Below are 13,285 nucleotides of genomic sequence, written 5' to 3' on the forward strand. Positions count from 1 at the left end.
GATGCTGCTGTTGCTGCTTGCCTACCTCGGGGGCGCGCTGACCCTGCTCAGCCCCTGCATCCTGCCGGTGCTGCCGTTCGTGTTCGCGCGTGCCGACCGCCCGTTCCTGCGCAGCACGCTGCCGTTGCTGCTGGGCATGGCACTGACCTTCACCGTGGTCGCCAGCCTCGCCGCCGTGGGCAGCCAATGGGTGGCGCAGGCCAACCAGGTTGGACGCTGGATCGCCCTGCTGCTGATGGCGTTGTTCGCAGTCGCCCTGCTGTGGCCACGACTGGCCGACCATCTGCTGGCACCGTTCCAGCGGGTGGGCGCACGGCTGAGCGCGCGCGCCGATGCGGCCGATGCCGCCGGGCGTGGCGGCGCGTGGACCTCGCTGCTGATCGGCATCGCCACTGGCCTGCTGTGGGCACCGTGCGCCGGACCGATCCTCGGTCTGGTGCTGACCGGCGCCGCCCTGCACGGTGCCAGCGTCGGCACCAGCACCCTGCTGCTGGCGTATGCGCTGGGCGCGATCACCGCGCTGGCACTGGCGGTGTGGGTGGGCGGTCGTGTGTTCCGTGCGCTGCAGGCGCGGCTTGGCCTCGGCGACGCACTACGCAAGGTGCTGGGCGTAGCCGCGCTGCTGGCGGTGGTGGCGATCGGCATGGGCTGGGATACCGGCCTGCTCACCCGTCTTTCGACGGTCAGCACCGCACGCATCGAGCAGGGCCTGCTGGATGCGGTACCCGGCGCGCAGCCGGCGGCACCGCCGATGATGATGATGGCCGGTGCCAACGCCGCAGTCGATGCACCGCTGCCGGTGGAAGGCACCCTGCCCGCGCTGGACGGCGCCACCGGCTGGCTCAACAGCCCACCGCTGACGGCCCAGCAGCTGCGCGGCAAGGTGGTACTGGTCGATTTCTGGACGTACTCCTGCATCAACTGCCTGCGCGCGATGCCGTTCGTGCACGAATGGGAACGCCGCTACCGTGACCACGGCCTGGTGGTGGTCGGCGTGCACACGCCGGAGTTCGCCTTCGAACGTGACCCGCGCAATGTGATGAAGGCCGTGCAGCAACTCAAGGTCGAGTACCCGGTAGCGCTCGACAACCAGTACACGATCTGGCGTGCGTTCAACAACCGCTACTGGCCGGCGCAGTACTTCGTCGACGCGCAGGGCAACATCCGCGGCCACCAGTTCGGCGAAGGCAACTACGCGCGCTCGGAACAGATGATCCGTCGACTGCTGACCGAAGCCGGACAGACGAATCTGCCACCACCGGCCGATCCCGCCGCCGCCGACCTGAAGGGCGTGGCCGCGCAGGCCGACATGGGCAATCTGCGCTCACCGGAAACCTATCTGGGCCACGCCCGCGCCGAGCAGTTCGCCTCGCCCGGCGGGCAGCGCAACGATGCGGCATTCGACTACACCTTGCCGGCCACCCTGGCGTTGAACCAGTGGGGACTGTCGGGGCGCTGGACCGTCACCGACGAGGCTGCGCAGTTGCAGCAGGCCGGTGGCCGCATCGCCTTCCAGTTCCATGCGCGCGACCTGCACCTGGTGCTGGCGCCGACCCAGGAAGGAAAGCCGGTGCGCTTCCGCGTGTTGTTGGACGGCAAGCCACTGCCTGCCGCCGATGCCGGCAGCGATGTCGGTGCCGATGGCAGCGGTGTGGTCAACGAGCACCGTCTGTACCAGCTGGTGCGCCAACGCGGCACGGTCGGCCCGCACCGCTTCGAGATCGAGTTCCTCGACGCGGGCGTGCAGGCCTATGCCTTCACCTTCGGTTGAACCGGGAGGACACGATGAAACTCTCCTTTGAACAGGGCATCGCCGCCGGTGTTGCAGGTCTGGTGGCCACGGCATTGATCGCCGGTGTGCTACTCGTTGACCACGGCGCCATCGCGGCACCGCTCGAAGCCAGCGCGCAGACCCAGGCACTACCGGCACCCACGGGCGACGCCGCGTTCCGCGATGACGCCCCCCACGCCAGCGTGGTGTTCGCCGGTGGTTGCTTCTGGGGCGTGCAGGGTGTGTTCCAGCACGTCAAAGGCGTGAGCAATGCGGTGTCCGGCTACATCGGTGGCAGCGGCGCCGATGCACGCTACGAGCGCGTCAGTAGCGGACGTACCGGTCACGCAGAAGCGGTGAAAATCGACTACGACCCGCGCCAGGTCAGCTACGGGCAGCTGATGCAGGTGTTCTTCTCGGTAGTGCACGACCCGACCCAGCTCAACCGCCAGGGGCCGGACCACGGCAGCCAGTACCGATCGGCGATTTTCACTGACGACGCACGCCAGCAGGCTGCCAGCCGCGCCTACATTGCCCAGCTCGGCCAGACCGGCAGCTACCGTGCGCCGATCGTCACCCAGCTGGTCAGCGGCCAGCACTTCTACCCGGCCGAGAGCTACCACCAGAACTACATGACGAACTACCCGCAGGCGGCCTACATCCGCTACTACGACGCACCGAAGCTGGCCGCGCTGGGCAAGCAGTTCCCGGCGTTGTACCGGCGCGATGCGGCGCTGGTGCCGATGCGCTGACGGCATTTCCCCTAGGGCTGATCGATGCTCGGCGCTGCTCTTCTGTAGAGCCGAGCCCATGCTCGGCTGCCGTTGGCGGAGGTACAGCCGAGCATGGGCTCGGCTCTACACACAAAAAAAAAGACGCACGGCCATCCAGCCGTGCGCTTGGGAAGTATCGGCCGCACCCCGATCAGGCCCGGCCGACAACGACATGCTAGTCTCGCCATCATCATGGGTACAGCACCAGATGGCGGGAAATTCGATGGATACAGATGACCAGAGCGCGATGATCCCACCCCGCTACCAACGGCTGTCCGACGAACTGGCCGAGGCCATCCACGGCGGCCGGCTTCCAGTAGGCAGCCGCCTGCCCTCGCTGCGACAGATGGCCCTGCAGCGCAGGCTCAGCCTGAACACGGTGATTGCCGCCTATCGCCAGCTGGAGGACGCCGGCCTGGTGATTCCGCGGCCCAAGGCCGGTTTCGAGGTGGCGCCACGACTGTCGGTGCCGGAACGTTCGCTGCGTGACACCCCGTCCGCGCCCACCGCACCACTGCAGCAGGTGCTGATGGCCCGGGTACTGGAGGCACAACGTCGCCCCGGCGTGATCGACCTGGCCTTCGCCGGCCCGCGCGGTCGCCAGTTCTACCCCGGCGCGCAGTTGGCCAGGCACACCGCGCAGGTACTGCGCCATGGCCAGCAGACGGTGGAGACCTACGCGCGCCCGAATGGTTCGCCGCGGCTGCTGGCGCAGATCGTGCGCCGTGGTCCGCGCATGGGCCTGCACACCCACGCCGAGCGCCTGCTGCTGACCCACGGTGCAATGGAAGCGCTGCAGCTGGCGTTGCGTGCAGTCACCCAGCCAGGTGATGCGGTGGGCATCGAGGCGCCGTCCTACTTCAATCTCTACCCGTTGTTGGCCAACCTGGGCCTGCAGGCCATCGAACTGCCCACACACCCGCAGCACGGGCTCGACGTGGATGCGCTGGATGCGCTGCTCGAGCACACGCCGCTGGCCGCACTGGTGGTGATGCCGACCGTGCACAACCCGCTGGGCTGCACCATGCCGACAGTGGCCAAGCAACGCCTGGCAGAACTGGTCAACGCGCGCCAGCTGCCACTGATCGAAGATGCGGTGTATGCCGAGCTGCAGTTCTGCGAACCGCCGGCACCCTTGCTGAAGGCCTTTGATCGCGACGGCTGGGTGATGGTGGTCGGTGGTTTCTCCAAGACGCTGGCGCCGGATTACCGCATCGGCTGGCTGGATGGCGGCCGCTTCGCCGAGCGCATCGCGCTGCTGAAATTCCAGTCCACCGGTGGCGAGCCGCAGCTGCTTGGCGACGCGGTGGCGGCCTATCTGGAAGCGGGCAGCTACGAACACCACCTGCATCGCATGCGTCGTCTGTATCGCGAACAGGTGGGGCGGCTGCGCCAGCTGGTGGCCGAACATTTCCCGCCCGGTACCCGCGCCACCGAACCACAGGGCGGATTCCTGCTGTGGCTGGAACTGCCGGGCGTGGATACGCGCGAGCTGTTCGAGCGTGCACTGCAGGAGGATATCGTGTTCATGCCCGGCCAGGTCTATTCGCGCGGCGCGCGCTACCGGCATTGCCTGCGGCTGTCGTGCTGCCAGACGCTGGATGCGCGCTTCATCGGCGCGGTGGAGCGGCTGGGTGCGATTGCGCGGGAGCTGGCGGCGCGTCAGCTCCTGTAGAGCCGGGCCTACGCTCGGCTGCCCTTCGCCAATGGTCCCCGCTGAGCCGAGCATGGGCTAGGCTCTACAGGAAGCAGGTCAATCGAGCAGGTGCGTGCTCAGGATCTGGCCATCCTCCCCCGGAAGATGCGGCAGCCGCCCCCAGCACGGCATCGGCAGGCGCTGCCGCAGCGTGGCGAAGTTTTCATCCTGCCGCTGCATCGCCGGGTCGATGTGGTTGCCGATCCAGCCCAGGCACTCCACGCCGCTGGCCTGCAGCGACTGCGCGGTCAATCGCGCGTGGTTGACGCAGCCCAGCCGCATGCCCACCACCAGCAGCACCGGCAACTTCAGCGCGCGCACCAGGTCGAGCTGATCCAGCGTGGCCGAGACCGGCGCCAGCCAACCGCCAACACCCTCCACCACCACCACATCGGCCTGCGCGCGCAGACGCTCGAACGCGGCCACGATCGGCGCCAGCGCCACCTGCACGCCGTCCTCGGCAGCGGCCAGCTCCGGTGCCAGCGGCTGCCGCAACGCATACGGGTTCAGATCGGCATAGTCCGGTACCGGCCAGCTGGCCGCCTGCAGCGCCAATGCGTCTTCGTTGCGCAGGCCCTGCCCCAGATCCTCGCTGCCGCTGGCCACGGGCTTCATGCCCACCGCGCGCAGGCCACGCTGGCGCAGTGCATGCAGCAGCGCGGTGCTGGCCGCGGTCTTGCCGATTTCGGTGTCGGTGCCGGTAACGAACAGGGCGGGCGGCAGCGTAGCGGGCAACGGCATCGATGGGCTCCAACAGGGCAACAGTGCGTGCATTATCGCCGGCCCGGCGCGCTTGCTAGACTGCAGCCATGTTCGCCAATGCCTCGCTCACCGGCAGCAAGCCGGAACAATACGCCCAGCTGCTGGAACAGGCCCGTGGCCTGGTCTACGCCGAGTCCGACCGCATCGCCAACGCGGCCAACCTCTCGGCACTGGTCTACCACGCCCTGCCCGACCTGAACTGGGTGGGCTTCTACCTGTACGACGGCAAGGAGCTGGTGGTCGGCCCGTTCCAGGGCCTGCCGGCCTGCGTGCGCATTCCGCTGGACAAGGGCGTGTGTGGTGCCGCCGCCAGCCAGCGCGTGACCCAGCGCGTGGACGACGTCGATGCCTTCCCCGGCCACATCGCCTGCGATTCGGCCTCGCGTTCGGAGCTGGTGGTGCCGCTGCTGCGCGGTGATGAACTGATCGGCGTGTTCGATATCGACAGCCCGAAGGTCGGACGCTTCGATGCCGACGACCAGGCCGGCCTGGAAGCCATCGCCCGCGTGTTCGTCGAGGCGCTGGGATGAGCGCACCGAAGTTGCGCAACATCGGCCCGAAAAGTGCGGCGTGGCTGCGCCAGGTCGGCCTGCGCAGCCGCGAGGACCTGGTTGCGACCGGCGCAGTCGGCGCCTTCGTCAAGGTCAAGCGCGCGGGCTTCAAGCCCAGCCTGAACCTGCTGTACTCGCTGGAAGGCGCGCTGCTGGACTGCCACTGGCAGGAACTGAGCGAGCCGCAGCGTGAGGCGCTGGTGCAGGATTACGAAGCACGCATCGCCGCGCATCCGCTGAAGGCGGCCGGCCCGGCGTCGGGCCCGGTACATGAGCAGCGCTTCGATGCCGACGATGACGCTGAAGACAGCGTTGCCGAGGGCGCGGACGAGGATTGAGCCGCGCCCTTCTGTAGCGCCGAGCCCACGCTCGGCTGGCTTTTCTGATCGAAGTGCAGCCGAGCATGGCTCGGCTCTACAAGAGCAGATCAGGGCTGCTGCAGCTCCAGCAGCTCGCCCACCAGCCCGACCTCACCGCGTTCCAGCCACACCCGCAGCCGCGTGCCGTGGTCGATGCGCAGGGCCCAGCACAACGACATTGGCAGGCCGCAGACCTGCGACAGCACCATGCGCAGCGGGCCACCATGGCTGACCACCAGCGTCGGCACCGGATCGTCCTCATCGAGCAGGCGATCGAGCGCGCGCGCGATGCGCCGTTCAAAGTGGCCCCAGCTTTCGCCGTTGGGCGGCGGGAATGCATGCGGATCGGCGTGGAAGGCCGCCAGTGCATCCTCCGGCAGGTCGAACAGCGACTGCCCGTCCCAATCGCCGAAATCCAGCTCTTCCCATTCCTCGTCCGCTTCCACGTCCAGCCCACGCGGGGTGGCCAGGGCCATCGCCGTGTGCAGCGAGCGCAGCCGTGGCGAACTGATCACCCGCTCCCAGGGCTGCGCGGCGTAGGCGTCGACCAGTTCCTGCGGCAGGCGGGCCAGCTGCGGTGGATCGTTGCGGCCATCGAGGAACTCATCGCGACCGTTGCCGGCATGGCGGACCAGGTCGAGGATCATGCGCGCGTCCTGTACAGGCGACGCGGGAACAGCGGAAAACAGGCGGACATCGGCAACGGCACCACGGGATCAAGGGGCCATTCTAAAGGCACGGCAAAGGCAGTCGAGCACGCGCGGCGCTACGGGCCGCCTGCGATGCCGTAGACTGCGCGCACTTCCAGGTGACCTGCGGCCGTGGCCGGCAGGTTGAAACGGGAAGCCGGTGACGCGTGATTCCACGCCAGGCCGGTGCTGCCCCCGCAACGGTAAGCACGTCAGTTCCAGGCTACACCGCCACTGTGCCGCAGGCATGGGAAGGCGCCTGGACGGTGGCCCCAGGCCACCCGGCGGCAAGCCCGGAGACCGGCCCGGAAGCCTCAGGTCGCGATGCGGTGGGCATGGCGCTGGATGACCGCAGCCTGCGCTGCGGCGTCGGCGCATGCCTGCCTTCGCGGCTCCTCCCCTTCGCCACGCGGGCGTGCGTGGCACCTGGAGTCCCCCATGAAGCTGCAGTCCCGAATGCTGTCCCTGGCCGTGCTGGCCACCCTGCCCGCGCTGGCCCAGGCCGCCGATGACACCACTGCGCTCGACCAGATCCTGGTCACTGCCACCCGCACCCCGATCGCGCTGCAGGACAGTATCGCGCCGGCGCAGGTGATCGACCGCGCGCAGATCGAATCCAGCCAGGCCACCTCGCTGCAGGAGCTGCTGCGCGGCCGCGCCGGCATCAACCTGACCAATGCCGGCGGCCTCGGCAAGCAGAGCTCGCTGTTCCTGCGCGGCACCAACTCGGGCCACACCGTGGTGCTGGTCGACGGCGTGCGCATCAACAGTGCCGACCTCGGCCTGGCCATGTACCAGGACCTGCCGCTGGCGCAAATCGAGCGCGTCGAAATCGTTCGCGGCCCGCAGTCCAGTCTGTACGGTGCCGACGCCATCGGTGGCGTGATCCAGATCTTCACCCGTCGCAACCAGGGCGATTTCGCTCCGCACTTCCAGCTCGGCGGCGGCAGCAACGGGCTGCGCGAAGCCAGCGGCGGCATTGGTGGCGGCACTGAGCGCGGCTGGTTCGGTGCCGACATCGCCTACCAGCATTCCGACGGCATCGATGCCTGCCGCGGTTCTTCCTCGGTGTTCACCGCGGGCTGCTTTGCCGACGAGCACGACCGCGACGGCTACCGCAACCTGTCCAAGAGCCTGCGCGGCGGTTACAGCTTCAACGACCAGTGGAACGTGGAAGGCAGCGCACTGCGCGCCGATGGCAAGAACCATTACGACGGCTACTACAACTACTCCGAGACCCGCCAGCAGGTGCTGGCCGGCAAGGTGCGCTACACCCCGTCGGAGCGCCTGGCGTTCACCGCCAACGTCGGCCGCAGCGACAATGAATCCGACAACTTCGGCGCACCGGGGGTGTTTGGCAGCGCGCAGACCCATCGTGACAGCGCCTCGCTGCAGGGTGACTTCGGTGTGGCCGAGGGCCAGCTGCTGAGTGCCGGCGTGGACTGGAGCGAAGACAATCTGGACGGCAGCAGCGCCGGGTATCTCGTCGACAGCCGCCGCAACACCGGCGTGTTCGTGCAGTACCAGGGCCGCTTCGGCCGCCACCAACTGCAGGCCAGCGCCCGCAACGACGACAACCAGCAGTTCGGCAACCACGCCACCGGCAGCGTTGGCTGGGCGATGGAACTGGGCCACGGCCTGCGCGTCAACGCCAGCTACGGCACCGCGTTCAAGGCACCGACCTTCAGCGACCTGTACGACCCGTGGAGCGGCGTGCCGACGTTGAATCCGGAGAAGTCCAAGAGCGCCAACCTCGGCGTTTCGCAGCAGGGCCAGGGCTGGCACTGGGGCATGGATGTGTACGAAACCCGCATCGATGACCTGATCACCTACGATGCGTCCACGATGAAAATGCAGCAGGTGGAGAAGGCGCGCATCCGTGGTGCCGAGCTGACCGGTGGCGTGCTGCTGGCCGGCTTCGACATCAACGCGCAGCTGAGCTACACCGACCCGCGCAACCGCACCCACGGCAGCACCCAGTTTGACAACTGGCTGCCGCGCCGTGCACAGCAGACTGCGCGCCTGGACATTGACCGTCGCTTCGGCGATTTCCGCGCCGGCCTGACCGTACAGGGCGCGGGCAAGCGCTTTGACAACGCCAGCAACTCGGTGAAGGTTGGCGGCTACGGCACGCTGGACCTGCGCACCGAGTACGCGCTGACACCGGAGTGGTCGCTGCTGGCGCGTGCCGCCAACGTTTTCGACCGCAGGTATGAGACGGTGGCGTGGTTCAACCAGCCGGGCCGTGAGTACCAGTTGAACGTGCGTTACCAGCCGAAATGAGGAAACGCGCCGGGCATTCCCGGCGCTTTCTCTGTAGAGCCGAGCCCATGCTCGGCTCAGGCAGCAAAGCAGCCGAGCATGGGCTCGGCTCTACACCGGGACGCCGGCGGCCAACCCCGGCAATTCACGCAGATCGTCGATCACCGCCACGGCATGCGCGGTGGCCATGTCCAGGCCGCGCGGGTAGCCGTAACGCACCAGCGCGATCGGCATGCCTGCCTCTTCGGCGGCGCGGTAGTCGGTCAACGAATCACCCACCATCAGGCAGGCGTCCACCGGCAGCCCGAAGTGCGCAGCGATGTGCCGCAGCGGTTCGCCACTGGGCTTGCGCTGCGGCAGCGAATCGCCGCCCAGTATCAGCGCGAACGCATCACCGATGCCCAGGTGCTGCAGCAGCGGTGGCACCAGCGCTTCGGGCTTGTTGGTGCAGATCGCCAGCGGCACGTTGCGTGCACGCAGTTGCGCCAGCGCTTCACCCACGCCATCGAACAGGCGCGGGCTGCGCAGCAGGCATTCGCGGTAGTGCACCATGAAGACCGGCATGACCTCGGCCAGGTCGACTTCGCGGCCGGTGGCATGCACGGCCTGTTCGACCAGGCGGCGCACACCGTCGCCGATCCAGCCCAGCACCGTGGCTTCCGGTACGCGTGCCACACCGATGTCCTCCAGCGTGCGGTTCAGCGCTTCGGCGATATCAGCTGCGCTGTCGACCAGCGTGCCATCAAGGTCGAACACGACCAGTGGATACGGATACGACAAGGGACGGCACCTGCATGACGTGGGGCCGTCCATTGTACGCCGCTGGTTTTTGCACCGATCCGCCTCAGCCGATCCGGCGCGCGCGGGTAGCCAGGAACGTGGGCAGGTAACGGTCGATCAGGAAACGCGGCTGCGGCTGCCAGTCCTCCATGAAGCGATCGATGATGAAGCCGGCATCAAGCTGGCCACCGATCAGTTCGGTCAGGCTGTGGCCGAAGGTCAGTGCATCGCCCCGTGCCAGCTTCGCCTCGCGCTCGGCCGGCGGCAGGTCTTCCAGGTCCGAATAGGGAATGGCGTACTGCGGCCGGATCAGGCCCTGTGCATCCAGCTGCGGTTCGCGCGCACCGACGAACAGCACCGGGTTGTAGAAGCTGGCCATCAGCATGCCATCGCGTGCCAGCACACGGCGGCATTCGGTCCACACCGGGCGCACGTCAGGCACGTACAGGTTCGAGATCGGGTGGAACACCACGTCGAAACTGTCGTTGGCGAACACGTGCAGATCCCGCATGTCACCCTGCACGGTGCGCAGCTGCAGGCCATCGCGCGCAGCGACCCTGCGGTCCTGTTCCAGCTGCCCGTCGGACAGGTCGAACACGGTGACGTCAGCGCCCGCAGCGGCCAGCACCGGTGCCTGCTGGCCACCGCCCGAGGCCAGGCACAGGATGCGACGGCCGCGCACATCACCCATCCAGTCCAGCGGCAGCGCGCGGGGCGTCAGGTGCACCTGCCAGCGGCCTTCGCGCGCGGCGGCAATCGTTGAACTTTCCACCGGGCGCGACCATTCGCGCACTTCGCTGGCCTGGCGGTCCCAGGCAGCACGGTTGTGGTCGATCAAGGCCTGTCCATGGTTCATGTGTTCTCCTTGCCCGGTGGGCGCCAATCCAGATCCTGGAAGGCCGGGCTGGCGAAACACTCGCCCAGGAAATCCAGGAATCGCCGCATGATAGCGGGCTGCTGGCGCCGTGACGCGTACACGGCATGAATGCCGAGTTCGTCCAGGCTGAATTCGGGCAGCAGTTCGATCAGCTCGCCACTGCGCAGCAGCGGCGCCACCTGGTAGGTCGGCAGCATGGCGATACCGGCACCGGCCCGCACCGCCTCCAGCAGCAGCGAGGCCTCGTTCGCGCTGATGTTGCCGCCCACCGCCACCGACAGCGAACGTCCATCGCGGTGCAGTTGCCACAGGCTTTTACCGACGTAATGGTGGGTCAGGCAGTTGTGCGCGGCCAGGTGCTCGGGGGCGGTCGGCGTGCCACGCGCCTGCAGGTAGGACGGCGTCGCGCACAACACCGAGCGGCAGGTGGCCAGGCGCCGTGCGATCAGGCTGGGGTCGATCTGGCGCGCGATGCGCACGGCCAGGTCCACCCGCTCTTCCACCAGGTTCACCGTGCGGTCGACCAGCAGCAGCTCGATGCGTGCCGCCGGATGGCGCGCAACGAAGCCGGCCACGGCCCGTGCCAGGTGACTCTGCCCGAATGAGACGCTGGCGGTCACCCGCAGCGTTCCGTGCGGCTCGGGATCATCACTGGCCAGCTCGCCCTGCAGTTCTTCGCCGATCGCCAACATCTGCCGGAAGCGCGCCAGCGCCGCCTCGCCGGGGCCGGTCAGGCTGATCCGGCGCGTGGTCCGGTGCAGCAGGCGCGCACCCAGCCACCCTTCAACCTCGGCCAGGTAGCGGGTGACCATCGCCCGCGACATGTCCAGCACCTCGGCAGCGGCGGTGAGGCTGCCGCGCTCGGCGACCTCGACGAACACGGTCATGGCGGTCAGTCGGTCCATATGCTCGATTTATGCAACAAACAAGCGCGTTATACGCTGTTTTTCGATCAACTGCAGCAGCCTAGAGTGGCCCCATTCCCACCCCACACCACCCCACGGAGTCCTGCCATGAAAATCGCCCTCGTTGGTTCCACCGGCAACATCGGCCGCCAGATCGCCCGCCACGCGCTGGCCCGCGGCCACGAACTCACTGTCATCGTGCGCAGCGCGCAGGACCTTCCGGCTGAACTGGCCGGTGCGCATCCGGTGGTCGCCTCGCTGGATGACCTGGATGCGCTGGTCGCCGCCATTGCCGGCCACGACGTGCTGGCCAGTGCCTACGGCCCGCGCCCCGGCGATGACATCGGCCGTGTGGGCGAGGTCGCCGCGCAGCTGGCCGCCGCCGCACGCAAGGCCGGTGTACCGCGCCTGGTGGTGGTCGGTGGTGCCGGCAGCCTGGAAGTCGCGCCCGGCGTGCAGCTGGTCGATACCCCCGACTTCCCGGAGGCCTACAAGCCGTACGCGCTGGCCCATCGCGAGGCGTTCAACCGCCTGCAGGCAGTGGACGACCTGGACTGGACCTTCTTCTCGCCGGCCGCAGAAATCGGCCCGGGCGAAGAGCGCGGCCAGTACCGCGTGCAGCCCAAAGCGTTCCTGGCCGATACCAGCGGCCACAGCCGCATCAGCTACGCCGACTATGGCGCGGCGTTCGTCGCCGAGCTGGAAGCGCACGCGTATCCGAAGCAGATCATCACTGCAGCGTATTGATCCACGCACGTCCCATGTAGAGCCAAGCCCGCGCTCGGCTCTACGCGAACATGCAGCCGGGCATTGGCCCGGCTCTACACAAGGAATTCCCATGCGTACCGCTGCCCTGCTGCTTCCCCTCGCCCTGGCCGCCAGCTTCACCAGTGCGCCGCTGATGGCCGCATCGGCCACCCCGGTGCCGGCCACGGCAACGAAATCCCAGCTGCACCTGCAGACCTTCCATCCCGGTCCGCAGGCAATGTTCTCGGTGTCCTCGGTGCTGATCGAAGGCCGCCACGACGCGATCCTGGTCAATGCGCAGTTCGGTGCCAGCGACGCGCGCAAGCTGGTCGAGCTGATCCGCGCCAGCGGCAAGCAGCTGACCACGATCTACATCAGCCACGGCGATCCGGACTACTACTTCGGCCTGGCCACGCTGCAGGATGCGTTCCCGAAGGCGCGCATCGTCGCTACCGCGCAGACCGTTGCCCACATCCAGCAGACACAGGCCGGCAAGCTGGCCTACTGGGGCCCGAAGATGGGTGCCGACGTGCCGGCCCGCATCGTGGTGCCGCAGGTGCTGGATGGCGATGCCCTGCAGCTGGAAGGCCAGCGCCTGCCGCTGATCGGCCTGGACGGACCGACCCCGGACCGCACAGTGCTGTGGGTGCCGTCGCTGCGCGCGATCGTCGGTGGCATTCCGGTGGTGGCGGGCGAGCACGTGTGGATGGCCGACACGCAGACGCCGAAGTCGCACACCGACTGGCTGCAGACCCTGCAGCGGTTGCAGGCGTTGAAGCCGAAAGTAGTGGTACCGGGGCATTACGCACCGGGTGCCGCACTGGATTCGAGTGCGCTGCGCTTCACCGCAGATTACATCCGCGCGTTCGATGCCGAGGCGGCGAAGGCCAAGGACAGTGCGGCACTGGTGAAAGCAATGCAGTCGCGCTACCCGAAGCTGGATGGCGTCGCATCGCTGGAGCTGAGTGCGAAGGTGGCCAAGGGCGAGATGCAGTGGCCATGAGGTAGGGAGTTTTCTTTTGCAGGGCTGCGCCCTGCACCTGCTCAATGCAACGGCAACAGCCGAAGCAACAGCAAAAGCTGGTCTCCTGAGGGTTGGCGGGGTGGGTCCGG

Annotated in this window: 13 protein-coding genes and 1 riboswitch; of the genes, 8 read left to right on the top strand and 5 right to left on the bottom strand. The window is 67.9% G+C overall.

The features are described from left to right. Position 1 precedes the first annotated feature (1 nt). The 3 genes from N5D45_RS20445 (at position 2) to N5D45_RS20455 (ending at position 4,219) form a co-directional block, all read left to right on the top strand. Complete coding sequence (locus N5D45_RS20445; protein ID WP_279939525.1) at positions 2-1,771, top strand: cytochrome c biogenesis protein DipZ; 1,770 nt, start codon at positions 2-4, stop codon at positions 1,769-1,771. Between the two features lie 14 nt (positions 1,772-1,785). Then, entirely contained in the window at positions 1,786-2,523 is a 738-nt protein-coding gene (gene msrA, locus N5D45_RS20450) for a peptide-methionine (S)-S-oxide reductase MsrA (protein ID WP_010484097.1), read from the top strand. A gap of 244 nt (positions 2,524-2,767) precedes the next feature. Next, the gene (locus N5D45_RS20455; RefSeq protein ID WP_057503353.1) at positions 2,768-4,219 is read left to right on the top strand and encodes a PLP-dependent aminotransferase family protein; all 1,452 of its coding nucleotides are present in this window, start codon (positions 2,768-2,770) and stop codon (positions 4,217-4,219) included. Between the two features lie 78 nt (positions 4,220-4,297). Here N5D45_RS20455 and bioD read toward each other — a convergent pair whose 3' ends face one another. After that, positions 4,298-4,981, bottom strand: coding sequence for a dethiobiotin synthase (gene bioD, locus N5D45_RS20460; protein WP_279939527.1), 684 nt, complete (start codon positions 4,979-4,981; stop codon positions 4,298-4,300). Between the two features lie 68 nt (positions 4,982-5,049). On the opposite strand from bioD, the gene N5D45_RS20465 reads away from it, so the two are divergent. Further along, the gene (locus N5D45_RS20465; RefSeq protein ID WP_004140850.1) at positions 5,050-5,532 is read left to right on the top strand and encodes a GAF domain-containing protein; all 483 of its coding nucleotides are present in this window, start codon (positions 5,050-5,052) and stop codon (positions 5,530-5,532) included. Beyond that, positions 5,529-5,891: a TfoX/Sxy family protein gene (locus tag N5D45_RS20470; protein ID WP_010484100.1), complete on the top strand. Its 363-nt coding sequence runs from the start codon at positions 5,529-5,531 to the stop codon at positions 5,889-5,891. The genes N5D45_RS20465 and N5D45_RS20470 overlap by 4 nt, the downstream gene beginning before the upstream one ends. Positions 5,892-5,980: 89 nt before the next feature. Here the strand turns inward: N5D45_RS20470 and N5D45_RS20475 are convergent, their stop codons facing one another. Then, the gene (locus N5D45_RS20475) at positions 5,981-6,559 is read right to left on the bottom strand and encodes a histidine phosphatase family protein (protein WP_010484101.1); all 579 of its coding nucleotides are present in this window, start codon (positions 6,557-6,559) and stop codon (positions 5,981-5,983) included. 142 nt (positions 6,560-6,701) lie between these two features. Then, positions 6,702-6,925: riboswitch (cobalamin riboswitch) on the top strand. A gap of 114 nt (positions 6,926-7,039) precedes the next feature. On the opposite strand from N5D45_RS20475, the gene btuB reads away from it, so the two are divergent. Continuing rightward, on the top strand, positions 7,040-8,884 hold the full coding sequence (gene btuB / locus N5D45_RS20480; RefSeq protein WP_279939528.1) for a TonB-dependent vitamin B12 receptor: 1,845 nt from the start codon (positions 7,040-7,042) through the stop codon (positions 8,882-8,884). Between the two features lie 90 nt (positions 8,885-8,974). Here btuB and gph read toward each other — a convergent pair whose 3' ends face one another. The 3 genes from gph to N5D45_RS20495 form a co-directional block, all read right to left on the bottom strand. Beyond that, the gene (gph, locus tag N5D45_RS20485; protein WP_043398848.1) at positions 8,975-9,643 is read right to left on the bottom strand and encodes a phosphoglycolate phosphatase; all 669 of its coding nucleotides are present in this window, start codon (positions 9,641-9,643) and stop codon (positions 8,975-8,977) included. Between the two features lie 64 nt (positions 9,644-9,707). Further along, positions 9,708-10,499 carry a class I SAM-dependent methyltransferase gene (locus N5D45_RS20490; RefSeq protein WP_164194091.1) on the bottom strand — a complete coding sequence of 264 codons (792 nt, stop codon included), beginning with the start codon at positions 10,497-10,499 and terminating at the stop codon, positions 9,708-9,710. Beyond that, positions 10,496-11,425 carry a LysR family transcriptional regulator gene (locus tag N5D45_RS20495; RefSeq protein WP_010484105.1) on the bottom strand — a complete coding sequence of 310 codons (930 nt, stop codon included), beginning with the start codon at positions 11,423-11,425 and terminating at the stop codon, positions 10,496-10,498. Before N5D45_RS20495 ends, N5D45_RS20490 begins: the two co-directional genes overlap by 4 nt. Before the next feature lie 108 nt (positions 11,426-11,533). On the opposite strand from N5D45_RS20495, the gene N5D45_RS20500 reads away from it, so the two are divergent. Further along, on the top strand, positions 11,534-12,172 hold the full coding sequence (locus N5D45_RS20500; RefSeq protein ID WP_279939529.1) for an NAD(P)H-binding protein: 639 nt from the start codon (positions 11,534-11,536) through the stop codon (positions 12,170-12,172). 91 nt (positions 12,173-12,263) lie between these two features. Continuing rightward, the gene (locus N5D45_RS20505) at positions 12,264-13,175 is read left to right on the top strand and encodes an MBL fold metallo-hydrolase (protein WP_053442471.1); all 912 of its coding nucleotides are present in this window, start codon (positions 12,264-12,266) and stop codon (positions 13,173-13,175) included. The last annotated feature ends 110 nt before the right edge of the window (positions 13,176-13,285 follow it).

It is taken from the genome of Stenotrophomonas sp. GD03819, from assembly GCF_029841665.1.
Lineage (GTDB): Bacteria > Pseudomonadota > Gammaproteobacteria > Xanthomonadales > Xanthomonadaceae > Stenotrophomonas > Stenotrophomonas geniculata.

Coding starts and splice junctions, on each gene's coding strand:
- N5D45_RS20445 (WP_279939525.1), top strand. CDS start 2: ATGCTGCTGTTGCTGCTTGCCTACCTCGGGGGCGCGCTGACCCTGCTC.
- msrA (WP_010484097.1), top strand. CDS start 1,786: ATGAAACTCTCCTTTGAACAGGGCATCGCCGCCGGTGTTGCAGGTCTG.
- N5D45_RS20455 (WP_057503353.1), top strand. CDS start 2,768: ATGGATACAGATGACCAGAGCGCGATGATCCCACCCCGCTACCAACGG.
- bioD (WP_279939527.1), bottom strand. CDS start 4,981: ATGCCGTTGCCCGCTACGCTGCCGCCCGCCCTGTTCGTTACCGGCACC.
- N5D45_RS20465 (WP_004140850.1), top strand. CDS start 5,050: ATGTTCGCCAATGCCTCGCTCACCGGCAGCAAGCCGGAACAATACGCC.
- N5D45_RS20470 (WP_010484100.1), top strand. CDS start 5,529: ATGAGCGCACCGAAGTTGCGCAACATCGGCCCGAAAAGTGCGGCGTGG.
- N5D45_RS20475 (WP_010484101.1), bottom strand. CDS start 6,559: ATGATCCTCGACCTGGTCCGCCATGCCGGCAACGGTCGCGATGAGTTC.
- btuB (WP_279939528.1), top strand. CDS start 7,040: ATGAAGCTGCAGTCCCGAATGCTGTCCCTGGCCGTGCTGGCCACCCTG.
- N5D45_RS20490 (WP_164194091.1), bottom strand. CDS start 10,499: ATGAACCATGGACAGGCCTTGATCGACCACAACCGTGCTGCCTGGGAC.
- N5D45_RS20495 (WP_010484105.1), bottom strand. CDS start 11,425: ATGGACCGACTGACCGCCATGACCGTGTTCGTCGAGGTCGCCGAGCGC.
- N5D45_RS20500 (WP_279939529.1), top strand. CDS start 11,534: ATGAAAATCGCCCTCGTTGGTTCCACCGGCAACATCGGCCGCCAGATC.
- N5D45_RS20505 (WP_053442471.1), top strand. CDS start 12,264: ATGCGTACCGCTGCCCTGCTGCTTCCCCTCGCCCTGGCCGCCAGCTTC.